The sequence below is a fragment of the Altererythrobacter epoxidivorans genome, assembly GCF_001281485.1.
Classification (GTDB): domain Bacteria; phylum Pseudomonadota; class Alphaproteobacteria; order Sphingomonadales; family Sphingomonadaceae; genus Erythrobacter; species Erythrobacter epoxidivorans.
On the sequence record NZ_CP012669.1, the window covers coordinates 2551363 to 2577022 of the forward strand.

Sequence of the window (25660 nt, forward strand, 5' to 3'; positions counted from 1 at the left end):
CTTGCCGAATCCGGCCAAGTCGCCTATCTGTTCCGGTGCAACGGCCGCTCCGCAAGGGGCGGCCCTTCTATTTTGAACGGAGTTTTCCCATGGCCCAGCCCACCCCGCTGATGCCCCACGCCACCGCCACCTGGCTGGTCGACAACACCTCGCTGTCCTTCGAACAGATCGCTGAATTCTGCGGCCTGCACATTCTCGAAGTCCAGGCGATGGCCGACGATCTTGCTGGCAGCAAGTACACCGGACGCGATCCGGTGCACTCTGGCGAGCTGACGCTGGCAGAGATCGGCCGCGGGCAGGAAGATTCCGAATACCGGTTGAAGATGCAGAAGGCGCCGGTCGAAGTGACCCGCACCAAGGGTCCGCGCTACACGCCGGTTTCCAAGCGCCAGGACAAGCCCGACGGCATCGCCTGGATCCTGCGCAGCCACCCCGAAGTTTCGGACGCGCAGATCTCGAAGCTGATCGGCACCACCCGCAACACCATCGGCGCGATCCGCGATCGCACCCACTGGAACATCCAGAACATCCAGCCGAAGGATCCGGTCACGCTCGGCCTGTGTTCGCAGCGCGAACTCGACGCCGTGGTCGCCAAGGCTGCCAAGCGCGCCGGCATTACCGAAGGTGAAGCTGTTCTGGGCGACGATCGAAGCGACAAGGAAAAGCTGATCGAGGAACTGCGCGCCGAACGCGATGCATCGGCCAAGGCTGCTGCAGAAGCGGCCCAGGAAGCAGAAGCAGAAGCATGGCTGGCTGCACGCCGCGAGGCCGAACAGGCCGAGATGGGCGTAAACGGCCCCGACGCTGGCGAGTAATCCTTCGCGTTCAGCGACCTAGCAGCGGATAATACTTGTCGAGTGGCATGGCTTGCGTCATGCTACTGACATGGCTGTAAATAACTCGGGTTACCATCATCCCACGCCGTGGGACACGCAGTTCGAAGCGCTGTCCTTGCCGGACATGTTCGCGCGCACGAGCCGCCTGCGCGCCGAAGCGCCGCTGATCCATTTCCTGGGGCGCGAATACAGCTATTCCGAATTGTTCGAGGATGCCCGGCGGTTCGCTTCGGCGCTCGCCGATCGAGGTATTGCGAAGGGCGACCGGGTCGGGTTGTTCCTTCCCAACGTCCCGATCTACGTGGCTGCTTACTACGGCGCGATGATGGCTGGCGCGATCGTCGTCAATTTCTCGCCGCTCTATACCGTGCACGAACTGGCACAGCAGGTGGCTGACAGCGGCACGCGCCTGTTGGTCACCGTCGACGTGCCCGAACTTTACGGCACGGCCGAAAAGGTCCTGCACGGTTCCGGGCTTGAAACGCTGGTCGTTGGCGAGCTTGCCGCCATGCTGCCCATGACCAAGCGCATTGGAATGAAGCTTTTCGCGCGCAGCAAGATTGCGAAGCTCGCGAGCAGTCCGGACATCCTGCGCTGGGGGGACTTGCTGGGCAAACAGCCGGCGAATGGTTTCGAGCCCATGCCGCTCGATCCTTCGGGCGTCGCACTGCTGCAATATACAGGCGGCACTACAGGAACACCCAAAGGTGCAATGCTCAGCCATGCAAACCTGTCGATCAATGCGCAGCAGGTATGTGGGATCAATCCCTTCGGAGTGCCGGAGAGCGAAGTCTTCATGGGCGCGCTGCCGATGTTCCACGTGTTCGCCAACACGGCCCTGCTGAATCATGCCGTTGCGAGCGGGGCCTCGATCGCGATGGTCCCCCGTTTCGATGCCAAGCAGGTGCTCGAAACGATCGAGAAATACCATGCAACCGGTTTTCCCGGCGTGCCGACGATGTTCCAGGCCCTGCTCGATCACCCGGATCTCGATTCGACCAATCTATCGTCGCTCAAGGTATGCATTTCGGGTGGGGCGCCGCTGCCTGCACCCGTGCGCGAACAATGGGAAAGCCGGACCGGGGTGCGCCTCGTTGAGGGATACGGGCTCACCGAAAGTTCGGGCGTGGTTTCGGCCAACCCTTATGTCGGGGAGCGGAAGCCGGGGACTATCGGGCAAGTGGTTGCGGGCACCGAAATCCTCCTGCTCGACAAGGAGGACCCGACGAAACTCGCCGAGGATGGCGAGCCGGGCGAACTGGCGATTCACGGGCCCCAGATCATGCAGGGTTACTGGAACCGGCCGGAAACCGCCGCCGAAACCTTCATCGAGCATGACGGCAAGCGCTGGCTGCGCACCGGTGATGTGGCGACGCAGGATCATGATGGCTTCATAGAGATTGTCGACCGCATCAAGGACATGATCGCAGTCGGCGGCTTCAAGGTTTTCCCGAGCGAGGTCGAGAAAGTCCTGCTCCAGCATCCGGCTGTGAAGGAGGCGCTCGTCCTCGGCCTGCCTGACCCGTACCGCGGCGAAAGCGTGAACGGTTACGTCACCGTGCTGGAAGGCGTCGATATCACGGAGGCAGAGATCATGGGCTGGGCGAACGAACGGCTCGGCAAGCATGAGCGGCTCGAACACATCGGCATTCGCGACAGCCTGCCCAAGACCATGGTGGGCAAACTCGATCGCAAGACTCTGAAGGCGGAATTGCTAGGCCAAGCCGGAGCCTGAAGGCGTTTCGGCAATGAAAAAGGGACGCGGGCCTTGCGGCTGCGTCCCTTCAATCCCGTCCAAGGGAAATCGGTATAGGCGAGCCTCAGCCGGCGAGCGTGAGCTCGGGCTTGTCAGGCGAACCCGGCTTGTCGCCAGCTGCCGCAGGTGCCTTGGCCTGGCCCTGATTGGGGCGGCTGTGGGCGAAACGGCCTTCGACATGGGCGCCCTGTTCGATGGTCAGCGCGTCATACTGGACGTCACCTTCGATGCGGGCGCTTTTCAGCACGACCAGTTCGCGGGCGCGGATCGACCCGACAACCTTGCCGGCAAGGCGCGCGCTCTGCGCTTCGATACCACCCGACACCACGCTGGTTTCGCCCTGAACGAGCGAAGCGCACTTGATGTCGCCTTCGACGGTGCCATCGACGTGGAGATCGGCAGAGGCCGAGATGTCGCCTTTGATGACGACGTCGGAACCGATCACGGAAAAGGTAGAATTGTTGCCACGGCTGGCCATGGGTCTCTCCGGAATATTAGCGACGCGCGAGTTCTGGGACTCGTCGGACTTCTTTGAGAACATCGGGTGCGGTCTCCAGCAAGGGGCGCGGATTGACCGCGCGGTCATTGATGCGCACTTCGAAATGAAGGTGCGGACCGGTCGAACGACCAGTGCTGCCGATGGCGCCGATTACATCGCCGGCATCGACCTTTTGTCCCACTTTGGCAGCGAATTTCGACATATGCGCATAGCGCGTCATCAGCCCGTTACCGTGGCTGATCTCGACAACATTGCCGTAACCGGACTTGCGACCGACGAAGCTGATACGGCCCTTGGCAGCGGCATAGATCGGTGCGCCGGTCGGGCCACGAAAATCGAGACCCTTGTGCATGGCGGCGCGGCCCGTGAACGGATCGCGGCGATAGCCGAAGCTCGAGCTAACCATTTCAACATGCGCGGGGGCGACCTGCGGAATGCTTTCAAGCCCGCGTTCGAGCGCAGCCATCCGTGCAAGGCTGAGGCCGAGGCGTTCGAAACGCGGGTCGATCTCTCCGTTCGACGAGGTCGCGAGAATTTCGAGCGGACCACCCATCGCCTGCTTGTCGGCCGAACGAACCATGGCGCGCGGATCAAGGCCGAGCTTGCGGATTGCGGCTTCGGCTCGCTGTGCGCGGCGGTCGGCGAAACGCGTCAGGCGTTCGACAAAGGCGATTTGGCGCGCTTCGATGCGCGCGAGTTCGGCTGCTTCGGGGAACGCGGCGCTGACCTTCTCGATCGTGTCGGCGGCCTCGGAAGAGGAGTCGGTTACCGTCTCGCCTTCGCGCGCATCGGCGGGGAGTGCGGAAACCATGTCTTCGATGAACTGCTGGCGGCGGTTGAGGTCGTCGGCGACCTCTTCGAGCCCGTCGCTATAGGCGGCGAAACGCTCTTCGCTCTTGGCTACCTTGGCTTCACGCTGCAGTAGCGAGCTGCGATCGGCGTCGGCACGGTACTTGGCCCATGCCATTGCGCCCATCGACACGCCCCAGCCCAGCAGGAGCGCGACAGCCAGTGCGGCAGCACCCATCTGGATGCGGGAAGAAACCTTGATGAAGCGTACCTGGCCCTGCGATCGCATGAAGAATTCGCGATCCGGAAACCATTCACGCAAGCGGTTCCCCCACCCGCTGGCAGAAATTTTTTGAAACAAAGCGACCCCTCTCGACATTAGTGTCGTTTGACCCGTCGTATTTTGACCCGGTGAGATCGCTAACAGCCGAATCCTTAAAGGTCGAATCCGGGTTCCCGGCAAAGGGGCGAATGGAATGACTCCCGCGATGAATCGTTTAAGCGCGGCGAAAGATTAATATTCGAGCGGGAACGATTCACTTTCTTGCGTGTTTGCCGCCCCCCGATTGAGGGACAAATGGCGTTTGCGAATCGCTGACTGACAGGTCCGACGACCGATGATAGGATGCCAAACCATGGCTACACTTGCAGAAGACCGCACCGAAAATCCCGAAGAACTCGTACGGGAAATCGCACTTGCCGGCCGCGCCGCGCAGCATGTTCTTGCTGGCATGACGTCGCCAGAAAAAGAGCGCGCACTGCATCTTGCCGCCACTGCGTTGCGCGCCGATGCCGAGGCAATCCTGGCTGCCAATGCGCGCGATATTTCAGCAGGCGAAGCGAACGGCCTATCAGGTGCAATGCTGGACCGATTGCGCCTCGACGAGGCCCGCCTCGAAGGCATAGCGTCCGGTGTGGATGCCGTCGCCAGCCTGCCCGATCCGGTGGGCGAGGTTATCGGGACATCCGAACCTCCCAACGGGCTGAAGCTCAGCCGGGTTCGCGTTCCCATCGGGCTGATCGGGATGATCTACGAATCGCGTCCCAACGTCACAGCCGATGCGGCGGCGCTATGTGTTCGGGCCGGCAATGCGGCCCTCTTGCGCGGCGGGAGCGAAGCGGTTCATTCCAACCGGGCGATCCATGCCGCTATGGTCCGCGGGCTAGCAGAGGGTGGTGTGCCCGAAGCTGCCGTGCAATTGATGCCGACCCAGGACCGTGCCGCTGTCGGCGCCATGCTGACTGCGGCCGGAATGATCGACATGATCGTCCCTCGCGGCGGGAAGGGGTTGGTTGCGCGGGTGCAGGCCGATGCGCGCGTCCCCGTGCTCGCCCATCTCGACGGCATCTGCCACACCTATGTCCATTCGGCAGCCGATCCCGAAATGGCCGAAAGAATAGCGCTCAACGCCAAGCTGAGGCGCACCGGCATCTGCGGCGCGATGGAAACCTTGCTGATCGACGCGACCTATCCCGAGGCTGCACGGCTGGTCGCATCGCTGGCGGACGCGGGCTGCGAACTTCGCGGTGACGGGCGGATTTGCGCGCTCGACGAACGCGTCATTCCGGCGAGCGCCAATGACTGGGACACCGAATATCTCGACGCGGTGCTTTCGGTCGCGTGTGTCGACGGGCTGGGGGCAGCGATGGACCATATCGCCCGCCATTCCTCGCACCATACGGATGCGATCGTCACCGATGACGAAACGGTGGCAGAGCGCTTCCTCGCCTCGGTCGACAGCGCCATCGTGATGCACAATGCCTCTTCGCAATTCGCCGATGGCGGGGAATTCGGCCTCGGCGCCGAAATCGGCATCGCAACCGGCAGGCTTCATGCGCGCGGGCCGGTCGCTCTCGAAGGGCTGACCACCTACAAATGGCTGGTGCGCGGTTCGGGACAGGCACGGCCCTGAGCGAGACCGGCGAATGAAGACCGGCCTGCTCGGCGGCAGTTTCAATCCTGCGCATGGCGGACACCGGCGGATCACCCTGTTCGCCATGGAGGCGCTGGGCCTGGACGAGGCCTGGTGGCTGGTTTCTCCGGGCAATCCGTTAAAACCGCGCAAGGGGATGGCACCGCTCGCAGCAAGGCTGCGATCCGCGCATGATCAGGCGCGGCGGGCACCCATTCGCCCGACCGCGATAGAGGCGCAAATCGGCACCCGTTATACCGTGGACACGCTGAAGGCGTTGAAGCGCCGCTATCCGATGCGCCAGTTCGTGTGGCTGATGGGTGCGGACAATTTGTCACAGTTTCATCGCTGGCGCGACTGGCGCGGAGTAGCCCGGACGATGCCGATTGCGGTAATCGCCCGCCCCGGTTATGATGATGACGCTATGGCGAGCCCTGCCATGGCCTGGCTCAGGCGCTACCGGGTACCTGCCGCCAGCTTTAAAACCCGGGGCAGATGGAGCGCGCCGGCACTGGTGTTATTGCGTTTCGATCCTGATCCACGCTCGGCCACGGCCATTCGCCGCGCCGATCCGGATTGGGCATCGCGCAGTTCAGGTCAGCCGGTCAGGGATGCGGTTACGCATCGGCTTATCCAGACATCGGAGGGAACATGAGGCGCGAACCAAGCGTTTCTTTTTCCATGCGATTTTGCCCCATCATCAGGAGATGTGAATCCGCCTATGAATCAGGCGCATACACAGTCGGCTGCGGCCGACACCGCGGCCAAGGCACCTGCCATGGCCAAGGCTGAAAAAACCGCCGATGCGCTTCACGAACTCGTGATGGCGCAACTGGATGACGACCAGGCGCAGGAAATCGTTTCGATCCCGCTGGAAGGCAAGAGCTCGATTGCAGATCACATGGTGATCGCTTCGGGCCGCTCGACCAGGCAGGTCGCCGCGATGGCGCAGAAACTCGCCGAACGGATCAAGCGCGAGGGCTATGGCTTTGCCCGTGTCGAAGGCCTTCCGGCCGCCGACTGGGTGCTGATCGATGCCGGCGACGTCGTCGTCCACCTGTTCCGCCCCGAGGTTCGCAGCTTCTATAATCTGGAGCGCATGTGGGCCTTTGGCGATAACGAGCCGGCAACCGGCACGGCGTGATCGTCCGACGCTCGCACTGCGGTGCGGGCGCGCTCGACGCTGTAAGCTAGCCACGTTAGTGGCAGCGACAGGCAGGGCGATGTCTGCCCTGCCGCGCTTTGATTGAGGTGGTGCCATTCTCTTCCACGTGATCGCTCGCGGCAAGATCGCACGTTCGCCCGAGGCGGAACTGGTCGCACGTTACGAGAAGCGGCTGACCTGGCCGGTCAAGCTGACCGAATTGCCCGAAACCGGCGGACGGGTCCCCGATCCGCAATCACCCTTCAAGACCGTCCTGCTGGACGAGCGCGGCAAGAATCTTTCTTCCGAAGAACTGGCGGAAATCCTCGGTCGCTGGCGCGATGATGGCATTCGCGAGGCACGTTTCGTCCTCGGCGCGGCCGACGGCCACTCGCGCGAAGAGCGGGCAGAGGCCGACCTGCTGATCGCCTTCGGCAAAGCGACCTGGCCGCATCTTCTGGCGCGCGCGATGCTGATGGAACAGCTCTATCGCGTGACGACGATACTTGCAGGCCACCCCTATCATCGCGCAGGGTAGCGCGAATGCTGCCTCGTACGCCATCCTTCCTGCTCTGTCTGATTGCGGCGCTCGGCCTGACCGGCTTGGCGGCGCTTGATTTCCGCGCAGAGGCACAGGGCGCATCGGCCTATGCGACGCCGCGTGAAGCGCGTGCTTCGCTCGACCGGGCGCAGAAGGCTGCCCGCGAGGCGGAAGAACGTGCAGCCACCCTTTCAAGGCAGGCGCGCGAGGCTGGCGTGGCCGCTGAAAAGGCGACCCGCGAAGCGGCAGCGCTCGCGGCGCAGATCCAATTGGCAGAGGCCAATTCGACCGAGGCCGAGGCACGGCTCGCACTGATCAAAGACCAGCGCCGCGTGCTCGACCGGCAATTGGCAAGGCGCCAGGGGCCGATCGTGCGGCTGACTGCGGCGCTACAGAACATGTCGCGTCGCCCGCTCGCGCTTTCGGCGCTCAAGCCCGGGTCGCTGAGGGACACAGTCTATGTCCGCGCCGTCCTGGGCAGCGCGATACCCGAAGTACGTTCGCGCACGGCCTCGCTCCGTGCCGAACTGGCTAGGGGCAAGGCGCTGGAGCGCGAAGCTGCCATTGCACTTCAAAGCCTGCGGGAAAGCCAAAGCCGGCTGACCACGCGGCGGTCCGAATTGTCGGCGCTGGCGGCGCGCCAGAGGACCACCTCGCGCAATGCGACCGGGTCTGCAAAGCGCGAGAATGACAGGGCGCTGGCTCTTGCTGAGGAGGCGCGCGATCTCGACGCCCTTGTCGGACAGCTCGACACCGCATCCCGGCTCCGCCGCGAGCTTGCCGCCTTGCCTGGGCCAATCATGCGCCCGCCGCGGCCCGGCGAATCGGAAGTTGTCGAGCCTGCTGGCCCTCGCCCTATCCCTAGCTCCACGGCGGCACCGTCGGATCTTCGCCTCCCCGTGCAGGGCCGGACGATCACGGGCTATGGCGAAATGGGTGATGCGGGCCTCCGCGCTACCGGAATCTCTATTGCGCCGAGACCGGGCGCGCAGGTCGTGTCGCCGGGGCGCGGACGGATCGCCTTTGCCGGTCGCTATCGTGGTTACGGGCAGATCGTGATCGTCGAGCACCCCAATGGCTGGACCAGTCTTGTGACGGGCCTGGGGCGGACCGACGTGCAGGCTGGCGACGATGTCGTTGGCGGAAGTCCGCTGGGTGTTGCGCCATCGGCAAACCCTGCGATCACTCTCGAACTGCGCCGGGAAGGCAGCGCCCGCAATCCCCTGCAATACATGGATTGAGGTTGCACGCTGGCAGATCGCCGCGTGCCAGCGATCGCTTCACACGCTAGGCCCCTGATGCCCCGATGCGGGACGCGGCCCTTCCTCTCATCTGGCGTTCATGCCCGATGCGCGATAAAAGGTGCGCCAAGGAGCCTGATTGATATGAAAATTGCCGGTCTTATGCGCAGTGCAGCCCTCGTCACCGCGGTGGCGCTCATCCCGGCGACCACTGCCGGCATGGCGCAGGTCGACGGGCGGGTCGGACCGGAATTTGCCAAGCTGTTTGCGACTTATCAGCGGGTGAAGGCTAATTATGTCGAGCCTGTCGACGACGAAAAGCTGATCCGCGGCGCTATCGACGGAATGCTGGCCTCGCTCGATCCGCATTCGGCCTATATCGACGGTTCCGACCTGCAGCGCCTCGAAACCATGATCGACGGCAATTATTCGGGCCTCGGCCTTTCTGTCATCATGGATGACGGTGCGGTGAAGATCATCTCGCCGTTCCGCGGCAGCCCGGCCGAAAAGGCCGGTCTCAAGGCAGGCGATCTCATCACCCATCTCGATGGCGACCTCATTTACGGCGGCGATCTCGACGATGCGGTTGCGCGCATGCGCGGCAAGGCCGGCACCTCGATCAAGCTGACCGTATTCCGCCCGGGCCGGGAAGAGCCTTTCGACGTCAGCGTCACACGCGGCGTGATTGAGCTGGAGCCGGTAACCAGCAAGCTCGAGAACGGCAATATCGGCGTTATCTCGGTCAATGAATTCTCTGCCGATGTCGGCAGCGATGTCTTCGCCGCATGGAACGACCTGAAGAAGCAGGCGAGCGGTCGCCTGAACGGCCTTGTCCTTGACCTTCGTTCTAACCCAGGCGGTTCGCTGGACGAGGCTGTGGCCCTGTCTGACCTGTTCCTGGACAAGGGACGCATCGTCTCGCAGCGTGGCCGCGCTCGCGGCGAAACCCTTCTCTATGATGCAGAGACCGTGTTCCGCGGCGACATCGCGCAGGGTGTTCCCGTGATCGTGCTGATCGACGCAGGTTCGGCTTCGGCCTCGGAAATCGTTGCCGGGGCGCTGCAGGATCACCGCCGCGCCCTCGTCATGGGCGAGCGCAGCTTCGGCAAGGGCAGCGTCCAGTCGCTGATCCCGCTTGGCCGCGATGCCGCGCTGAAGCTGACAACGGCGCGCTATTACACCCCGTCGGGACACTCCGTGCAGGAAGGCGGGATCAAGCCTGATATTGCCGTGCCGCAGCTGTCCGATCCGGACCTCGCCAAGCGGCAGAAGTTCATCATGCGGGAAAGCGACCTTCGCGGGCACCTTGTCAATGAACTGGGACTCAAGGACGAAGCACTCGAAACCGACAAGGCCGAAGATCCACGCTTCAAGCTGACCGCAGCAGAGCTGGAAAAGCAGGGCGTCGAGGATTTCCAGCTGCACTACGCGCTCGAGACCCTGCGGCGCACGACACCGAGCGCGGTGGCCCTGCGCAAGTAATGGAAGCAATCAGGACCGCACCGTTGGCCCAGCGCCTCGCGCTCGGCATTCCCCTGTTGCTCCTCGGCGGCGCTTATCTGGGGCAATTCGGTTTCGACCTGTACCCGTGCGAAATGTGCTGGTGGCAGCGCTATCCGCATTTCGCGGCCGTGGGATTTGGCTTGGTGTCTTTCCTCGTTCCGCCACGCAATGTGTGGGTGGTGCTCGCGGCGCTCTGCATCCTTGCTTCGGGGCTTATCGGCGGATTCCATGCCGGGGTCGAATATGGCTGGTGGGAAGGCATCACCGCCTGCGCCAGCACGATCGAGCCCGGCGCGAATGCGATGGACGCGATCCTCAATGCACCGCTGGTCCGGTGCGATGCGGCGCCATGGGATCTTTTCGGCATCTCGCTCGCTGGATGGAATTTCCTGATCTCGACGGTCTCCGGACTTGCCATCCTGTGGCTGGTCGCGCGAAAGAAGGGTGCATGACCAAGGACGAACTCCACCGTATGATACGCGTCGACCAGGCGGGAGAATTCGGGGCGACCCGGATCTATGCCGGCCAGCTCGCGGTCATGGGCGATCGCGGCCCGCATGCGCAGGACATCGCGCACATGGCCGAACAGGAGCGGGAACATCGCGAGAAATTCGATGCGCTGATGGCGGAGCGCGGTGTGCGCCCGACCGCGCTGCAGCCGTTCTGGTCGGTGGCCGGCTACGCGCTCGGCGCCGCCACCGCGCTGATCGGCCCCGAAGCGGCGATGGCCTGCACCGCTGCCGTTGAAACGGAAATCGACAAGCATTATTCCGACCAGCTCGACCAGCTCGCCGAAAGCGATGCAGATCCCGAACTTGCTTCCATGATCGAGCAGTTCCGCGAGGACGAGCGCGAACATCGCGATGCAGCGCTTGCTGCAGGTGCAGAGCGCGCCCCGGCCTATCCCCTGCTTTCCGGTGCAATCCGCCTCGGCTGCCGCGTTGCGATCAGGTTGGCAGAGCGGATTTGACCCTGCGCAAGGCGGAACCGCTTGGGACTGCTATGCGCTTCATATAGAGTTCACGCCGCCTCGGGAAAATTCGCGGGGCACATACGACACGGATGGATATTGCCATGAAACGCCTTCTCGCCCCTGCCGCGCTCGCTTTTGCCGCCTCGGCTTTCGCCATTCCTGCTGCCGCGCAAGAGGATGCGGGCGACCGGGTCAACATGGTCATCGTCTATGGTGCGGACCAGTGCCCGCCTCCGCAAGCCGGTGAAATTACGGTGTGCGCACGCAAGTCGGAGAACGAGCGCTATCGCATCCCCAAGGCCTTGCGCACCAGCGACAGCATGGAAAACACTTCGTGGACCAAGAAAGTCGAAAGCTACGAGATGATCGGCGACTTCGGTATCATGTCGTGCGATCCGGCAGGTGCAGGCGGGTTCCTGGGCTGTACCCAGCAGATGATCGATGCCGCTTACAAGGACAAGGCGGAAGGGTCCGACGTCCGCTTCAGCCAGCTTATCGCGGCTGTTCGCGAGGAACGCCTTTCGACGATCGACGCCGATGCAACGGCCGAACAGGCGCGCGTCGAGCAGATCGAGCGCGAGTACATGGAACGGCTCGAGCGTGAGCGGAGCCAGACTGTACCGGGCGAAGAAGATACAAGCCCGCCGCCGATCGTGGATAGTGCGAACCGCCAGCCGCCCGTCGAACCTTCCAAGGAAGGGCCGTTCGACGATGGCGATGAAGAGCAGGTGCCTCTCGACGCGGCCCCGCCGGCAATGGAACCGGGTGCCTGACAGCACCCGCGATCACCCTAGACTTCGAAATAATCGCGATACCAGGCGACGAACTGGCGGATACCTTCCTTCACGTCGGTCTGCGGCTGGTAACCGGTTAGCTCCTTCAGCAAGGTCGCATCGGCCCAGGTGGCCGGCACGTCGCCCTTCTGCATCGGCATGAAGTTCTTGACCGCTTCGCGCCCGCACTGCTTCTCGATTTCTTCGATGAAGTCCATCAGGCGCACCTTGTCGCTATTGCCGATGTTGACGACGCGGAACGGCGCCACCGGCGACAGGCTGTCGTAGGGCGCGATGTCCTCTGCGCTTTCGGGCCGCACCGGCGGTGTATCGATCAACAGGCGGATGCCGCGCACCAGATCGGTCACAAAGGTGAAGTCGCGGTACATGTCACCATTATTGTAGATGTCGATCGGGGTCCCTTCGAGGATCCCCTTGGTGAACTTGAACAGCGCCATGTCCGGCCGGCCCCAAGGGCCATAGACCGTGAAGAAGCGGAACATGGTCGTCGGCAGGTTCCACAGATGGGCGTAGCTGTGCGCCATCGACTCGTTCGCCTTCTTGGTCGCGGCATAGAGGGTCAGCTGGGTTTCAACCCGCTCGCGTTCATCGAAGGGCATGTCCTCGTTCGCGCCATAGACCGAACTGGTCGATGCCATCAGCAGGTGATCGACCCCCAGTTCGCGCGCGCATTCCATCACATTGAACGTCCCGACGATGTTCGCGTCGATATAGGCGCGGGGGTTCTCGAGGCTGTAGCGCACACCTGCTTGTGCTGCGAGGTGGACGATGACGTCCGGTTTTTCTTCCATCGCCAACGCGTGAAGCCGGTCGAAATCCTCCAGCATCCCGATATGCGCGCTGAAGTGCTGGTTCTGCAGCAGCATCTGGTGGCGGCGTTCCTTGATCCGCACATCGTAATAGTCGGTCATCCCGTCATAGCCGACGACCGCGAAGCCTTCTTCCAGCAGGAGTTTCGAAAGGTGGAAGCCGATGAAGCCGGCTGTGCCGGTGACCAGTACCTTGCGCATGATTGTATCGATAATCCTGTGATTAGGTGATGCGTGGTCAGCGTGCGCCGAGCCCGCCGAAGATGACGCGAACCGTCTTGAGGGCGATCAATATGTCGAGCCAGAGCGAGATATTCTTCACGTAGTAGAAATCGTAGCGGAGCTTGGCATTCACCGAGTTGAGATCGGTTACATGTCCCTGGTTCACCTGCGCCCAGCCGGTGATCCCGGGCCGGACGATGTGGCGATAGCTGTAGAAAGGGATTTCGCTCTCGTACCACTCGGAAAGCTCGATCGCTTCCGGGCGTGGCCCGATCCAGCTCATGTCGCCGCCCAGCACGTTCCACGCTTGCGGCAGTTCGTCGAGACGGGTCTTGCGCAGGAAACGACCGATCCGCGTGATACGATCGTCGTCGTCGCGGGTCATGGCATCGTCGCGTCGGCCGTCGGCCGTTTCGACTATCTCACGCTCGCGCATGGTGCGAAACTTGACCATGCGGAAGGGCTTGCCGCGAAAGCCCATCCGCTGCTGGAAGAACAGGATCGAACCCTTGGAATCGAGCCTGATCGCAAGAGCGGTCAGCGTGAGCAGGACGAGGAGCAGAGGCGAAAGCGCGATGACCGAGACGATGTCGAACAGCCGCTTTGCCGTCATGTAGGGAAGGTTGGGGATCAGTGATCCGAGGTCGTTCTCGGCAAGGTGGTCGATCCGGACCTGACCGGTCTGCAGTTCCATGATCTGGCGGAAATGGTACACAGGAATGCCCTTTAGTGCCGCATTGGCAAAAAGGCGTTCCCATTCGGGGGCATGGTCGAAATGGAGATCGGCAATGATTGCCCCATCGATACGGCCGTGTGCGACCTGTCTCTCCAGTTCGGCAAGTGGAGGGGCCGCAATAAAACTCGGCCTCAGCAACAATTCCTCCACCCGTCCGCCCGGCACGACGATCTGCGGGCGACGGGCATGGCGGGTCTTGGCGACAACCAGATAACTTGTTGCCAGAGTGGCAGCCATGCCGAGCAGGAAAAGCGAGATCGAATAAGGTATGCGGGCGAGCCCGATGAAACCGAGCATTGCGCCAAACGCGAACAGGTTGACCGGAACGACGTAGGAAAGCTGCCGCGCCTTTGCATACTGCCGCAGCCGGTCAAGCGCATACCAGGAAGCGAATGTCGCGACGAACAGCGTGTAGACCGTGTTGTGCCAGTAGGGGAGTTCGATTGTCGGACGCATGATCGCGTTCCAGACAATGACCGGCAGGACCAGGCCGAAAAGCAGGTAGGTAAGCAGGCGCACATCGCGGCGCGCGAGCAAACGTCTACGCGCCACCGCCTGTGGTTGGACCTGCTGCACGTGCATTGCTTACTCCGTCCCGGGTTGCGACGCCTTGCCCGCGGTTCAGGAACCCGCCCTATCCCGTGACCGGATGGCTGGCAAGCATCGTGGGGCGGCCGGTTCAATTGCTTCGGTGGTCAAACGCCGAGAGTATCGATCGCGTCTCGATAAGCCTGGATGACGACATCGACGGAGAATTCGCGTTCCATCCTCGATCGTGCCGCACCGCCCATCGCGGCCTGTGCCTCTCGCGTAAGCGCGGCGAAATCGCGGAGCTTCTCTGCCAGATCCAGCGCATCGCGAACATTGCAGAGCAGCCCGGTGACGCCCTCTTCGACCACCGAATTGCACCCGGTCACGTCGCTGGCAACGGCTGGTCGTCCTAGCGCCGCACCTTCGATCAGGGTTCGCGGCGCACCTTCGCGATAGGATGGCAGTACCACGCAATGTGCATCGGTGATGAAGGGACGGACATCTTCGGTTGTACCGTGGTATTCGATGATCCCTTCGGCCTGCCATTCGCGCAATTGCCCTGCATCGATGGCGGTGCGGTTCTCTGCTCCGAGCGGGCCGAGGAGGTGAAACTCTGCTGCAACGCCCTCTGTCCGCAATTTGCGTGCTGCCTCGATGTATTCGAATACGCCCTTGTCGCGGATAAGGCGGGCGATCATCAGGAAGCGCGTTGGGCCTCCTGCGCAGGGGAAGGGCGCTTCCGCGAATTGCTCAAGATCGATGCCCGACCCGGGAAGAAGGCTTGCCTGTGCCGGTTTCACAAGCTTTCTTCGGACGAACAGGTCGCGGTCATCCGCATTCTGAAAGAAGACCAGCGGCAATCTGCGAAATGCCGTGCGATATAGCTTTTCCGCAACCGCTTGCAGCCACCTGCCGCCGAGGAACGCCGTTCCGAGTCCCGTGACATTTGGAATGAACGCGATCTTTGCTGAGCGCGCGGCCATTGCGCCGAACAAATTGTTCTTGATGGTGAAGCTCAGCACCAGATCGGGGGCAAGTTCGCCAAAATGATTCCGGAATCGGCGCATCAGAACAAGATCGCTCAACGGGTTCAGCCCCTTGCGCTCCATTTCAAGCGGCACGAAGGTGCAGCCGAGACCTTCCAGCAACGGAACCGTCTCGTCGTGTGGCGCAAGGACGGTTACCCTGTGCCCGTCATCGAGCAATGCCTGGACCAGCGGCTTGCGAAAGTTCCAGATGTTCCACGCCGCATTGACGGTGAGCACCATGTGCAAGGATCGCGCCGCCGCCATCGGCCCTGTCGCCGCCTCAGTCGTCTGCAAGCAGCGCCATCAGATAGGCGCCATAGGCGTTCTTGCCAAAGGTTTTCGCGCGTGCGCGCAATTGCCCGGCATCGATCCAGCCCTGGGTGAAAGCAATCTCGTCCGGCGAACCGACCTGGTAGCCCTGTCGTTCGCTGAGCGTGCGGACGAAATTACCGGCATCGAGCAGCGAGCCATGTGTCCCGGTGTCGAGCCAGGCATACCCACGCCCGAGCGTTTCGATACCCAGTTCGCCAGCGTCGAGATACATTTCGAGGAGGCTCGTAATCTCGAGCTCGCCGCGAGCCGATGGCTTTACCTGCCGCGCGCGTTCGCTCGCCTTTCCGTCGAGGAAATAGAGGCCTGTCACCGCGTAGTTGGATGGCGGATTGGCCGGCTTTTCGATGATCTGATTGACCTTGCCATCGGCGTCGAAGCCGACGACGCCATAGCGTTCCGGGTCTGCCACGTGATATCCGAACACGGTCCCGCCGGTCGTTTGTGCGTCGGCCGCGCGAAGCTGTTCGGGAAGGCCGTGACCGTAAAAGATATTGTCGCCCAGAACCATCGCCGACGGGGCTCCGTCGAGGAAATCCTCTGCAAGGAGATAAGCCTGGGCAAGGCCATCGGGCGAAGGCTGGGTTATGAATTCGAACCGCAGGCCCCATTGCGACCCGTCGCCCAGCGCGCGCATGAACTGGCCCTGGTCCTCGGGCGTGGTGATGATTGCAATCTCGCGAATACCGGCAAGCATCAGCACCGAAAGCGGGTAATAGATCATCGGCTTGTCGTAGATCGGCAGCAATTGCTTCGATACCGACATGGTGATCGGCCATAGGCGTGTGCCCGATCCGCCTGCGAGAATGATTCCTTTACGACCCGTCACAAGTTGAGCTCCATAAGCACGGCATCGAGATCGTTCCGCCAGTCGGGGCGGGATATGCCGAAGTCCCGCTCGATGGCGCTGCAGTCGAGGCGCGAATTGGCAGGACGGCGTGCGGGGGTCGGATAGTCGGCAGTGGTGATCTTGTCGACCCGGCAGTCCAGTCCGGCGCGATCCATGATCGCTTCTGCAAACCCGGCCCAGCTGACATCGGGTGTGCCGGCAAAGTGATAGATGCCGCCTGTCTTGCCTGCGACCATGCTCTTCGCACAGGTCAACAGCGCTGCCGCGATGGATGCAGCCGAGGTCGGACCTCCGACCTGGTCGTCGACCACGCCGAGGCTCTCCCGTTCTTTGCCGAGGCGCAGCATCGTCTTGACGAAGTTGTTGCCGTGGGCGCTGAACACCCAGCTGGTCCGGAGCACCAGCCAGTTACCGCCTGCTTGTGCGATCGCTTTCTCTCCAGCCAGCTTGCTCCGGCCATAGGCGCCAAGAGGCGCCGTATCGTGATCGGGCGAGAACGCAGTTTCGCCGCTGCCGTCGAACACATAATCGGTCGACACGTGGAGCAAGGGAATGCCTAGATCGGCACAGGCTTTCGCAATGGACGCTGGTGCAGCGCCATTGATCAGGGTGGCGAGCTGCTCTTCTTCCTCGGCACGATCGACGGCGGTATAAGCGGCGGCATTGATGACGACGTCGGGCTGGACGTCACAGACCGCGCTGGCGCAGGCTTCGGGATCCGACAGGTCTGCTTCTTCTCGAGAGAGAAAGTGCGTCTCCCATTCCTGCGGGCAGGCACGTTTCAATTCGCGCGCAACCTGGCCGGTCGAACCGAAGACCAGCAGCCTCACGATTTGGTACCGTGCCTCTTGCCGGCGCCCGCTTCCCACAAGGGGCGCCACCAGGCTTCATTGTCGAGATACCAGCGGACCGTTTTCTGAAGGCCTTCCTCGACCGTTACCGATGGCTCCCATCCCAGCTCGTCGCGAATGCGGCTGGCGTCAATGGCATAGCGCATGTCATGACCCGGGCGATCGGTCACATAGGTGATCTGCTCGCTGTATGGTGCCGCTCCCGGCTTCATCTCGTCGAGGATCCGGCAGACTTCGCGTACCAGCTCGATATTCTGGCGCTCGTTATTGCCGCCCACATTGTAGCTGCGACCAACCTTGCCCTTGCCGAGGACAGTCAGCAGCGCTTCGACATGGTCTTCGACATAAAGCCAGTCGCGGACATTCTCGCCCTTGCCGTAAACCGGTATCGGATTGCCCTCGAGCGCGTTGATGATGATCACCGGAATCAGCTTTTCCGGGAAGTGGTAAGGCCCGTAGTTGTTCGAACAATTGGTCAGCAATACCGGCAGGCCGTAGGTTTCGTGCCAGGCGCGCACCAGATGGTCGGACGATGCCTTCGATGCCGAATAGGGCGAGCGCGGATCGTAAGGGGTCTCTTCGGTGAACAGCCCCGTATCACCGAGGCTGCCGTACACTTCGTCGGTAGAGATGTGGAGGAAGCGGAAGCCTTCCGGCTTGTCGCGACGCGTCCAAAAGGCGCGCGCTGCTTCCAGCATGTTGTACGTACCGGTGATGTTGGTCGCGATGAAATCGCCCGGCCCGTCGATCGAACGGTCGACATGGCTTTCGGCAGCAAGATGCATGACGGCATCGGGTTCGTGTTCTGCAAATACGCGGTCCAGCGCCTCGCGATCGCGAATGTCCGCCTTGGCAAAGGCGTAGTTGGGATTGCCGGCCACCGGCGCCACATTTTCGAGGTTTGCGGCATAGGTCAGGGCGTCGAGGTTCACCACCTCATGGCCTGCCTCTACAGCCTGGCGAACGAGGGCCGATCCGATAAACCCGGCACCGCCGGTAACGAGGATTTTCATAGCAACTCTTGCATTGGTCAGAATGGCGACGCGACGTCGCTGGTTAGAGGGGCTGCCTCGTCCTTGGCGGACAGGACCGGATCGCCTTCAAGCGGCCAGTCGATGCCAATGTCAGGATCGTTCCACCTGATCGCACCATCGGATTCCGGCGCGTAGGGCGCACTGCATTTGTACTGAAGCTCGCTATTCGGTTCGAGCGTGACGAAGCCATGCAGGAAGCCGGATGGAATGAACAGCTGGGTCCCGCTTTGCGGGTCCAGTTCGATTCCGAAATACTTCAGGTACGTGGGTGACTGCGGCCGGTAATCGACCGCCACATCCCATATCTTGCCGCGCGTGCAACGGACCAGCTTTGCCTGCGCATTCGGCGGTTTCTGGTAGTGAAGGCCGCGCAGTGTGCCGACGGCACTCGACATCGAATGGTTGTCCTGCACCCAATCGCACCCGATGCCGGCAGCCGCATAGCGCTGCGCGTTCCAGGTTTCCTCAAACCATCCCCGATCATCCCCGAACCGTGCAGGTTCGATCATCAGCAATCCGTCGATAGGGGTCTGTCTGACTTGCATTGCAGCTTTCGTTTGATGGGCGCTGCCCCTCAGAACAGCACGCTCTGGTAAGGCTCGTAGCAGGATCGGAAGTGCGAGGACATGGCCTGCCAGCCGATGGTATAAATGCCGTAGAACAACGGTGGCAACAGGACCGCAACGAAATGGAAGCGGCGCAGGAACAGGAGTTGCGCGACGAGGACGAAGGTCACGATGCTGAACGGCATCACGTAATAGTTGAACCGGTGCAAGGCGAAGCTCGACAGGAAGACAAGCGGGAAAAGTGCCGCGATCGCGAGATTCCAGAATTTCAGCGAATTGAAATGTTTCGGATACCACTTCTCGAATGTCTGCATCTTCGAGAAGAACAACACTGTCGCCGGGATCATCAGGAAGTAGCGGAAGACCGCGCCCCCGGATGACTGATCGCCGTAAACCTGCTCGATATAGCGGTCCTGGTAAAGCTCGAGCCGGTCGGACAGCAGCCACAGGCCCAGCGGCAGCAGTGCCAACGCAGCCCATGTGACTCGTCCGAAACTCACATTCACACCGGCGAGCGCACCAAGCGGGAGAAAAACATAGGCCGATGTATGGAATTGCGCGGCGAGCAATACCCAAAGGAAGGTCTGGAACTTCTTGCCTTCCGAAAACGGCACCGACGCCGCCATGATCATCGATACTGCGATCGCCTGACGCAGCCCGGACATGCCCAGCTGCATTACGATGATCGGAAACAGTAGCGCCAGGATCATCAGCTGGTGGTCGTGATGTCTCAGGAAGCGATACCAGCAAAGCACCATGATCGCAGAGCAGATCAGGTTGACCCACATATAGTCGAGTCCGGAAGAAACCACCCCGATCATGATCAGGTTGAAGCCCGGTTCGGGATTTTCGAAGGCATAAAGCCAGTCTGCATCGACGGGTGTATTGTCGTAACGGCTCAGATAACCGCTGTAGTCGCAACCGACGTAATAGCGTGTACCCATGAACAACAGCAGGAAGCCGAGTGCGAGCAGGAGCGCGATGAGTTCGGCGCGCCGCTCCCGGATGAACAAGCCGAGCAGGACGAAAATCCCGTAGATTGCGGTGTACATCGGTCTATCCGGCCTGCTTCACATCTGAAGCGGCAGGTCGGATCGAACCCTTGCCCCAATCGCTCATGGTCGCGCTTTCCATACCGTGCTTGTCATGCAAGCTGCGGAAATGCGCAATGATCCGGTCGAGCCGCGCCATGTTGGCCTCGATATTCCGCCCGAAGTTATGCGGGTGCCACCACAGGTGATAGGTGCGGCCATCGATTGCCGCCCGCGTCATTTCCGACAGGACGCGGCGCATCTGGAGATCGCCGACCAATCCCGCCAGCCTGCGTGATGTGCGAAGGAAGCGGGAAGCGGTGACATCGGTCAAACCGGCGATCACATCCATTGCGGCGCGGTCGTTCCGCTCGGCCACGGGAACGATGCTGTCGGCGAGCCGGAGGCCGCGCACGAACAGCGTGTTCTTCTCTCCCGGCCGCGAACGGTACATGATGCCGGGGGGATCGCCGCGGAACGTTTCGATGCCGATTTCGCCGGCGGCGGCGACATGGGCCTCGGTCCACTGGTTGCGCGGGAAAACGATGCTCTTGTAGTCCACGCCGCGCACCGAGGCGATCGACCGCGCTGCTTCGAGATCGGCGCGAAATTCGTCCAGCGTCTGCCCTGGTTCGAGGCAGAAGTAATGCGAAAAGGTGTGGCAGGCGAGTTCCTGCCCTTCGGTATCGAGGATGCGATCCACCAGCGACTTGCCGAAATTATGCGGATCGCTTGCCTCGTCCTTTCCGAGACCGTTCTCGATGAAGGCATATGGCGAGAGCGACCGGTTGGTGTAACTCGGCTGGAGCGCGGGGCGATGGTCCATCACTTCGTCGCGGGTGCCAGCAAACAGCAGCCCGACCGTCGCCCAGGTTGCCCTTATGCCTGCTGCATCGAACCGTTCGAGCATCATCGGCAGCGCCGTGCGCACGCCGATCACGGCATCGCCATATTCGGCGACGGAACGGTGGTCCCTCACGCCCCACATCAACTCGAAGTCGAGGGAAATGACGAGTTTACCGGGCATCAGGCGGCGTCCTTCGATCCGCGGCGAAACGCGCGACTTGTTGCTTTCTGGAGAAAATTGCGGGCTTCGGCAAGGCTGGGACCCATGTCGGCGGCATCGAAGACGGGGCTGACGGTGCGCCTTGCCGGGCCGACAGCGTCAAGGGCGGGCGCGGGCAGGATGAAGTCGGACTTCGCCTTGTAGAAAGCTGCCGAATACATGTCCTTCAGCCCATACCGCCACCGGACGCCGTTTTGCTGCGGAGCCTGCTTCAGCGGTGGAAGCCCAGCCATGGCGCGATAGGCTTCCTCGACGACGGGCCTGCCCGCCTCTTGCGAGACGGAGAACCACAGGGACGGGCGCACGTTGACCTCGATGATCTTGAGGATTCCGCTTGCCGGGTCGCGCTTGAACTCCGCCGCGGCGATCCCGCGATAGCCGATATGGGAGAGTAGCTTTCTGGTGAGGCGTTCCGCCTCGTCATCCGGGCAACTTTGCACCAGGCTTGCCGAGCCGAACCCGGGAGGAAACTGGCGCAGCTTGCGAGCAGTGAACATCTGGCGGAAACTGCCATCGTCGTCGACATAGCAGCAAGCCAGCGCAATCTCGCTTTCCGGTCCGGGAACGATTTCCTGCACCAGGAGGGTACCGGCATGGTCAGGTATCTGCCCGACAATGCGGTCAAGCTCAGCACGGTCGCGCACCGTCCATCCCTTTTGCCCGGACATCTCGCCCTTGATCCGGTGGATCTCTGCAGGCTTGATCATCCATGGAAAAGGTAGCGTTGGCGGCGCTTCTCCCAAACTTTCGCGGGTTGCCTCCACCGTCTGCGGCGCGGCTATCCCTGCATCGCGGCAAAGTTCGGCAAAGCTGTCCTTCGCCATGATCTTCAGTGCCAGACCGTCGGAATAACTCGGCTGGAATGCAAAATGTTCGGCAAGCCGCCCACTGTGCGCAGCAATGAATTCGACATGCCTGTCCGAACTCGGGATCAGGACTGCGCGCGGCATTGCGCGGCTCCGCCAGGCTGCCGCTTGCGCCAGGAGATTGTCGAGCAATGCTGCGTCATCGCCGGTGTCGTCGATGATGCCAGCCAGCGCCCGCGATGCGCGGCCTGCCTGCAAACCTTCTGCGACGCCAATGACCTCGGCACCGGTTGCCGCAATGGCGCGCACGACGTGGAGCCCGGTCGGCGATAGGCCCAGAACGATTGCAGGGGCGGGCACGCTCATGCCGCCACCTTGTCATCGACCAAACGACGAAGGAGCGCTGCGATCTTGGCTGCCTGGCCTGCCGGATCGAACCGTTCCTCGACATCCTTGCGTGCCGCCCGCGCCATTCTCTCACGCAGAGCCTTATCGGTGATCAGCTTTTCCAGCGCGTCGCGCCAGTCGTCCTTAGTCTTGCAGAGAAAACCCGTTTCGCCATGGCGCAGCAGTTCGTTGTTATAACCGATGGCGCTGACCACGGGCACGACGGTGGAAGCCATGTAGGTCCGGGCCTTGCCGCCAGACTTGCCGCGCGACCAATCCTGGTCGGGAAGCGGCATCAATCCGATGTCGTATCGCTTCAGCGCCTCGCGTTCCGCCTCCAGCGACCAGTCTTCCAGCCGCCAGGGAACGTCGTCCATGGCGAACTCGCCGCCGCCCATGATTTCGAAGCGCACCTCCGGATGGGCGCTTGCGACCTCGCGCAGGACATCGGCGATCTCGTTGAGATATTTCGACGTCGAAGGCGATCCGAGCCAGCCGATGGTAACCGGGCCGCGATCTTCGCCGAACTTCTCTTCAGGTCCCGCAAAGCGCGCGGTGTCTTCGGCAACCTCGATCGTTTCGGCTTTCCCTCCGACCTTGACCGCGCTGTCGCGCAGCCAGTCGTTGCCCGCCACGGTGCAATCGACGAGACGCAAGATCTCGATCGTTTTTTCAGGCGAGCGGAACAGCGTGGCGAGCGGATTGTAGCGGCTCGGCTGCTTGATGAAGAGCGCATCGTCGTAGTCGAAAACGAGCACGGTCCCGCTGCGCTTCAGCGCGTTTTCAATCAGCGGCGGTCCGAAAGGCAGCAATTCGCGCTGCATGTAGACGACGTCGTAACGCCGATGTTTCAGCAGGGTGCGCAGGCGGCGGATGGCCGCACTGACGGTCATCAGCATCTTGCGGCCGGTTGCCCCTTGGGACATCGATGCGCGGTACATGCTCTGGTCCATGAAGCTCTGAACGTGACAGGTCACGCCCAGCTTCTCGAGATAGGGGATGTACTGGAACACGCGGTAGCGGCTCGAGGCGCCTTCTTCGGGATAACGCGTCAGGAAGAGGACGGAGAGGGGCCTTTCGCTCACGCTGCCTCTCCACCCGACAGGCGCCGGTAGATGCGGTCGTACTCAGCGACACCGCCTTGGAGAGAGAAGAGATCTTCGGCGGCCTTCCGGCAGCGCGCGGCGATGCCATCTTCGCGGGCGAGCGCCAGCAGCGCGTCGATTGCCTCATCGACATCGCCAAGCTCGACGCGTCCCTCCGCAGTGACCGGCAGCACGACTCCTGTCCCGCTCGAGGCGAAGTCCTCGGCCACGTCGCCGACTTCGCCATTGGCGAGGCACGGCACGCCGCTGGCCAGGAATTCGCCCATGCGGGTCGGGCAGGATGCCCGCTTTGACCAGGCGGGCATGATGAAGAATACGCCGGCGTGCATGCGGGCGACTTGTCCGCCCACTTCGTCGAAGCCGCAAGCGCGGATTTCGACGCGGCCGAGATCGACCCCGGCCTTTTCGAGAGCGGCGCGAACGGTATCGTGGCCGCCCTTGTTGATCACCAGGAAGCGGGCGTCCGGATCGCGCTGGAACAACCGCGCGACGACTTCGGCGACCTGGTCGAACAGGTACCAGCTGCCGACCGAGCCGACATAACCCAGCGTAAACGGCTGGGCGGGCTTGGGTGCGGGCTGAAACAGGTCGAGATTGGTGCAGGTCGGGATGACGCTGCTCGGCGGAGGATTGCCGGCCAGATAGTCGAATGCTTCGAAAGTCTCGACACCCTTGCGCGTCAGCGACACGACGTGATCGGCATTCTCGAACAGCGTCCGTTCCAGCCGCTTGACCATGCGGTAGGGAAGACCGTCGCGGCTCCAGCGCCCTGCATCGACCCGCTCGTCACCCCAGAACCCGCGCATGTCGAAGATCAGCTTCGCACCGGTCGCCTTCTTTACGTTCAGCCCCATCAGCGAACCGACATAGGACCGGCAATGAACGACTTCCGCATTGCATTGTCGTGCCAGCCGTATCGCCTCGCGGCTACCCCAGGCGATGTCCCACGCCGTCGCCGGAAGCGCGGGACGCTGGTGCCAGGTGCGCGTGTGCCAGTCGATACCGGCATCACTGCATTTGCGCTTCATCGCGGACAGCGCCGCCCTGTCAGCGAGATTATCCGGCTTTTCGAATGTCAGGAGGGTGATCGAATGCTTCCGCGACAGTTCGCGGAGGTATTGTAGGACCTGGCTTTCACCCAGGGGGTCGAGCAGGCCGGTGTAAGAGATGTAGAGAACGCGCGTCATTGCGATCGAGCTGCGATAACTTCCTTGTATTCGGAGGCCAGCCTGTCAGCGATCGCATCGGAAGAGAATTCGCTTGCGGCCCGAATTGCGCCTAGCCGCCCGAGTTCCGCCTGTCGACCGCTATCACCCGCGAGTTCCTCCAGCGCGGAGCGCAGTGCATCGGTGTCTCCTGCGGGAAACATTTCGCCGGCATCGCCGATGACTTCGGGCAATCCCCCGGCGTCGCTCGCGATCACCGGCTTTCCAAGGGCCATCGCCTCGGCGGCGGCAATGCCGAAACCCTCGAAGCGCGAAGGGGCGACGACGATGTCGGCGGTTCCAAGCTTTGAAAGGAAATCGGGGTGATCGAGACCGGTCACGATATCGAGGTCCAGCCCAGCATCTTTACCGAGCTCGTGCAGCCTTCCCTCCAGCGGACCGCCTCCAAGGAAGCTGACCCGGTGGGGCGGTAGGTTCGCGCCTTCCAGCGCGGCAATGAGGTCTGCGTGCCCTTTTTCATGGACCAGCCTGCCCGGCAGTACGATGTGCAGGCGGTTGTCTTCATGGGCTGGTGAGGTCGCGCGCGCCGTTTCGATTGCTTCCATGTCGATGGCATTGGGCATGACTGCGACCTGCGCCAGCGAGAGGGCCTCGCGGTAATGATCGGCGACCGCCTTCGACACGCCATAAAAGCGCGAACCGCCGCGCCGCAGCAGTGCGCTCCGCACCAACCGGTGCAATTCGAGCTTCAACCCGCCGCGATTGGCGCCGGCATAGGCCTGGTTGTGAAAGGTCTCGATCATCGGCGGCCCGCCGCGACTGGCGAGGAGTGCCGCGTAAATGCCAGGGAAATAGAGGTGGGCATGAACCAGTTCGATGCGTTCCGTGCGGCAAAGTTCACGCAGAGCGCCGACCTTGGCGGGCAGGTTCCACTTGTGCGCCTGCGGAAGTGTGACCACGCGCACCCCGCGAGCCTCGAGCTCCGGGGCAAGGTCAAGCGGCGGTTTGAGCACGCCGACGACCGGCTCGACACCCTGCTTGGCGAGCGCAGGCAGCAGCGTGACGAGCAGCCTTTCCGCGCCGCCGCGCCCCAGTGTCTCGATCAGATGGAGGACGCGCATCGGTCTGTCCTGCACCCCCTCAGGCAAATGT

The 25660-nt window shown here is 62.3% G+C and carries 26 protein-coding genes; 11 read left to right on the forward strand and 15 right to left on the reverse strand.

The annotated features are described in order from the left end of the window. The first annotated feature begins 89 nt into the window (after positions 1-89). Entirely contained in the window at positions 90-815 is a 726-nt protein-coding gene (locus AMC99_RS12600; RefSeq protein WP_061927039.1) for a DUF1013 domain-containing protein, read from the forward strand. Positions 816-885: 70 nt separating this feature from the next. Beyond that, entirely contained in the window at positions 886-2571 is a 1686-nt protein-coding gene (locus AMC99_RS12605; RefSeq protein WP_061927042.1) for a long-chain-fatty-acid--CoA ligase, read from the forward strand. Positions 2572-2656: 85 nt separating this feature from the next. Here AMC99_RS12605 and AMC99_RS12610 read toward each other — a convergent pair whose 3' ends face one another. Both AMC99_RS12610 and AMC99_RS12615 read right to left on the reverse strand, forming a co-directional pair. Then, positions 2657-3070 carry a bactofilin family protein gene (locus AMC99_RS12610; protein WP_061927044.1) on the reverse strand — a complete coding sequence of 138 codons (414 nt, stop codon included), beginning with the start codon at positions 3068-3070 and terminating at the stop codon, positions 2657-2659. 16 nt (positions 3071-3086) lie between these two features. Beyond that, positions 3087-4169: a M23 family metallopeptidase gene (locus AMC99_RS12615; RefSeq protein WP_083440246.1), complete on the reverse strand. Its 1083-nt coding sequence runs from the start codon at positions 4167-4169 to the stop codon at positions 3087-3089. A 346-nt stretch (positions 4170-4515) separates the two neighbouring features. On the opposite strand from AMC99_RS12615, the gene AMC99_RS12620 reads away from it, so the two are divergent. The 9 genes from AMC99_RS12620 (at position 4516) to AMC99_RS12660 (ending at position 11968) form a co-directional block, all read left to right on the forward strand. Continuing rightward, positions 4516-5793: a glutamate-5-semialdehyde dehydrogenase gene (locus tag AMC99_RS12620; protein ID WP_083440170.1), complete on the forward strand. Its 1278-nt coding sequence runs from the start codon at positions 4516-4518 to the stop codon at positions 5791-5793. Between the two features lie 13 nt (positions 5794-5806). Then, positions 5807-6448 carry a nicotinate-nucleotide adenylyltransferase gene (locus tag AMC99_RS12625; RefSeq protein ID WP_061927050.1) on the forward strand — a complete coding sequence of 214 codons (642 nt, stop codon included), beginning with the start codon at positions 5807-5809 and terminating at the stop codon, positions 6446-6448. 66 nt (positions 6449-6514) lie between these two features. Then, a complete protein-coding gene (rsfS, locus tag AMC99_RS12630; RefSeq protein ID WP_061927052.1) occupies positions 6515-6937 on the forward strand; it encodes a ribosome silencing factor in 423 nt (140 codons plus the stop codon). Between the two features lie 115 nt (positions 6938-7052). Continuing rightward, entirely contained in the window at positions 7053-7475 is a 423-nt protein-coding gene (locus tag AMC99_RS12635) for a 23S rRNA (pseudouridine(1915)-N(3))-methyltransferase RlmH (RefSeq protein ID WP_061927054.1), read from the forward strand. Between the two features lie 5 nt (positions 7476-7480). Next, a complete protein-coding gene (locus AMC99_RS12640; protein WP_061927056.1) occupies positions 7481-8719 on the forward strand; it encodes a murein hydrolase activator EnvC family protein in 1239 nt (412 codons plus the stop codon). A gap of 144 nt (positions 8720-8863) precedes the next feature. Next, a complete protein-coding gene (locus AMC99_RS12645) occupies positions 8864-10201 on the forward strand; it encodes a S41 family peptidase (RefSeq protein WP_061927058.1) in 1338 nt (445 codons plus the stop codon). Next, positions 10201-10674, forward strand: coding sequence for a disulfide bond formation protein B (locus tag AMC99_RS12650; RefSeq protein ID WP_061927060.1), 474 nt, complete (start codon positions 10201-10203; stop codon positions 10672-10674). The genes AMC99_RS12645 and AMC99_RS12650 overlap by 1 nt, the downstream gene beginning before the upstream one ends. Then, the gene (locus AMC99_RS12655; RefSeq protein WP_061927062.1) at positions 10671-11192 is read left to right on the forward strand and encodes a demethoxyubiquinone hydroxylase family protein; all 522 of its coding nucleotides are present in this window, start codon (positions 10671-10673) and stop codon (positions 11190-11192) included. Before AMC99_RS12650 ends, AMC99_RS12655 begins: the two co-directional genes overlap by 4 nt. A gap of 104 nt (positions 11193-11296) precedes the next feature. Beyond that, the gene (locus tag AMC99_RS12660) at positions 11297-11968 is read left to right on the forward strand and encodes a hypothetical protein (protein WP_338021446.1); all 672 of its coding nucleotides are present in this window, start codon (positions 11297-11299) and stop codon (positions 11966-11968) included. Between the two features lie 17 nt (positions 11969-11985). Here the strand turns inward: AMC99_RS12660 and AMC99_RS12665 are convergent, their stop codons facing one another. The 13 genes from AMC99_RS12665 to AMC99_RS12725 form a co-directional block, all read right to left on the reverse strand. Then, complete coding sequence (locus tag AMC99_RS12665) at positions 11986-12999, reverse strand: GDP-mannose 4,6-dehydratase (protein WP_061927064.1); 1014 nt, start codon at positions 12997-12999, stop codon at positions 11986-11988. A 37-nt stretch (positions 13000-13036) separates the two neighbouring features. After that, the gene (locus AMC99_RS12670) at positions 13037-14338 is read right to left on the reverse strand and encodes an exopolysaccharide biosynthesis polyprenyl glycosylphosphotransferase (RefSeq protein ID WP_061927066.1); all 1302 of its coding nucleotides are present in this window, start codon (positions 14336-14338) and stop codon (positions 13037-13039) included. Between the two features lie 113 nt (positions 14339-14451). Then, a complete protein-coding gene (locus AMC99_RS12675; protein WP_232301421.1) occupies positions 14452-15609 on the reverse strand; it encodes a glycosyltransferase family 4 protein in 1158 nt (385 codons plus the stop codon). After that, a complete protein-coding gene (gene rfbA / locus AMC99_RS12680; protein WP_232301554.1) occupies positions 15596-16411 on the reverse strand; it encodes a glucose-1-phosphate thymidylyltransferase RfbA in 816 nt (271 codons plus the stop codon). Before rfbA ends, AMC99_RS12675 begins: the two co-directional genes overlap by 14 nt. 59 nt (positions 16412-16470) lie before the next feature. After that, positions 16471-17325 (reverse strand): dTDP-4-dehydrorhamnose reductase, encoded by an 855-nt coding sequence (gene rfbD, locus AMC99_RS12685; RefSeq protein WP_061927071.1) that lies wholly within the window; start codon positions 17323-17325, stop codon positions 16471-16473. Next, complete coding sequence (gene rfbB, locus AMC99_RS12690; protein ID WP_061927073.1) at positions 17322-18359, reverse strand: dTDP-glucose 4,6-dehydratase; 1038 nt, start codon at positions 18357-18359, stop codon at positions 17322-17324. Before rfbB ends, rfbD begins: the two co-directional genes overlap by 4 nt. A gap of 17 nt (positions 18360-18376) precedes the next feature. Next, positions 18377-18889, reverse strand: coding sequence for a dTDP-4-dehydrorhamnose 3,5-epimerase (gene rfbC, locus AMC99_RS12695; RefSeq protein ID WP_232301423.1), 513 nt, complete (start codon positions 18887-18889; stop codon positions 18377-18379). Between the two features lie 65 nt (positions 18890-18954). Then, positions 18955-19998: an EpsG family protein gene (locus AMC99_RS12700; protein ID WP_061927076.1), complete on the reverse strand. Its 1044-nt coding sequence runs from the start codon at positions 19996-19998 to the stop codon at positions 18955-18957. A gap of 4 nt (positions 19999-20002) precedes the next feature. Then, entirely contained in the window at positions 20003-21004 is a 1002-nt protein-coding gene (locus AMC99_RS12705; protein WP_061927078.1) for a polysaccharide deacetylase family protein, read from the reverse strand. Beyond that, positions 21004-22215, reverse strand: a complete 1212-nt coding sequence (locus tag AMC99_RS12710; protein WP_061927080.1) for a carboxylate--amine ligase — start codon at positions 22213-22215, stop codon at positions 21004-21006. The genes AMC99_RS12705 and AMC99_RS12710 overlap by 1 nt, the downstream gene beginning before the upstream one ends. Then, entirely contained in the window at positions 22212-23321 is a 1110-nt protein-coding gene (locus tag AMC99_RS12715; protein ID WP_061927082.1) for a glycosyltransferase family 4 protein, read from the reverse strand. The genes AMC99_RS12710 and AMC99_RS12715 overlap by 4 nt, the downstream gene beginning before the upstream one ends. Beyond that, a complete protein-coding gene (locus AMC99_RS12720; protein ID WP_061927084.1) occupies positions 23318-24529 on the reverse strand; it encodes a glycosyltransferase in 1212 nt (403 codons plus the stop codon). Before AMC99_RS12720 ends, AMC99_RS12715 begins: the two co-directional genes overlap by 4 nt. Continuing rightward, the gene (locus AMC99_RS12725; RefSeq protein WP_061927086.1) at positions 24526-25629 is read right to left on the reverse strand and encodes a glycosyltransferase family 4 protein; all 1104 of its coding nucleotides are present in this window, start codon (positions 25627-25629) and stop codon (positions 24526-24528) included. Before AMC99_RS12725 ends, AMC99_RS12720 begins: the two co-directional genes overlap by 4 nt. Between the last annotated feature and the right edge of the window lie 31 nt (positions 25630-25660).

Bases quoted from the DNA above. Each gene is read 5' to 3' on its own strand.
- AMC99_RS12600 (WP_061927039.1), top strand. From the start codon at position 90: ATGGCCCAGCCCACCCCGCTGATGCCCCACGCCACCGCCACCTGGCTG.
- AMC99_RS12605 (WP_061927042.1), top strand. From the start codon at position 886: ATGGCTGTAAATAACTCGGGTTACCATCATCCCACGCCGTGGGACACG.
- AMC99_RS12610 (WP_061927044.1), bottom strand. From the start codon at position 3,070: ATGGCCAGCCGTGGCAACAATTCTACCTTTTCCGTGATCGGTTCCGAC.
- AMC99_RS12615 (WP_083440246.1), bottom strand. From the start codon at position 4,169: ATGCGATCGCAGGGCCAGGTACGCTTCATCAAGGTTTCTTCCCGCATC.
- AMC99_RS12620 (WP_083440170.1), top strand. From the start codon at position 4,516: ATGGCTACACTTGCAGAAGACCGCACCGAAAATCCCGAAGAACTCGTA.
- AMC99_RS12625 (WP_061927050.1), top strand. From the start codon at position 5,807: ATGAAGACCGGCCTGCTCGGCGGCAGTTTCAATCCTGCGCATGGCGGA.
- rsfS (WP_061927052.1), top strand. From the start codon at position 6,515: ATGAATCAGGCGCATACACAGTCGGCTGCGGCCGACACCGCGGCCAAG.
- AMC99_RS12640 (WP_061927056.1), top strand. From the start codon at position 7,481: ATGCTGCCTCGTACGCCATCCTTCCTGCTCTGTCTGATTGCGGCGCTC.
- AMC99_RS12645 (WP_061927058.1), top strand. From the start codon at position 8,864: ATGAAAATTGCCGGTCTTATGCGCAGTGCAGCCCTCGTCACCGCGGTG.
- AMC99_RS12650 (WP_061927060.1), top strand. From the start codon at position 10,201: ATGGAAGCAATCAGGACCGCACCGTTGGCCCAGCGCCTCGCGCTCGGC.
- AMC99_RS12655 (WP_061927062.1), top strand. From the start codon at position 10,671: ATGACCAAGGACGAACTCCACCGTATGATACGCGTCGACCAGGCGGGA.
- AMC99_RS12660 (WP_338021446.1), top strand. From the start codon at position 11,297: ATGAAACGCCTTCTCGCCCCTGCCGCGCTCGCTTTTGCCGCCTCGGCT.
- AMC99_RS12665 (WP_061927064.1), bottom strand. From the start codon at position 12,999: ATGCGCAAGGTACTGGTCACCGGCACAGCCGGCTTCATCGGCTTCCAC.
- AMC99_RS12670 (WP_061927066.1), bottom strand. From the start codon at position 14,338: ATGCACGTGCAGCAGGTCCAACCACAGGCGGTGGCGCGTAGACGTTTG.
- rfbA (WP_232301554.1), bottom strand. From the start codon at position 16,411: ATGTCGGTATCGAAGCAATTGCTGCCGATCTACGACAAGCCGATGATC.
- rfbB (WP_061927073.1), bottom strand. From the start codon at position 18,359: ATGAAAATCCTCGTTACCGGCGGTGCCGGGTTTATCGGATCGGCCCTC.
- rfbC (WP_232301423.1), bottom strand. From the start codon at position 18,889: ATGATCGAACCTGCACGGTTCGGGGATGATCGGGGATGGTTTGAGGAA.
- AMC99_RS12700 (WP_061927076.1), bottom strand. From the start codon at position 19,998: ATGTACACCGCAATCTACGGGATTTTCGTCCTGCTCGGCTTGTTCATC.
- AMC99_RS12705 (WP_061927078.1), bottom strand. From the start codon at position 21,004: ATGCCCGGTAAACTCGTCATTTCCCTCGACTTCGAGTTGATGTGGGGC.
- AMC99_RS12710 (WP_061927080.1), bottom strand. From the start codon at position 22,215: ATGAGCGTGCCCGCCCCTGCAATCGTTCTGGGCCTATCGCCGACCGGG.
- AMC99_RS12720 (WP_061927084.1), bottom strand. From the start codon at position 24,529: ATGACGCGCGTTCTCTACATCTCTTACACCGGCCTGCTCGACCCCCTG.
- AMC99_RS12725 (WP_061927086.1), bottom strand. From the start codon at position 25,629: ATGCGCGTCCTCCATCTGATCGAGACACTGGGGCGCGGCGGCGCGGAA.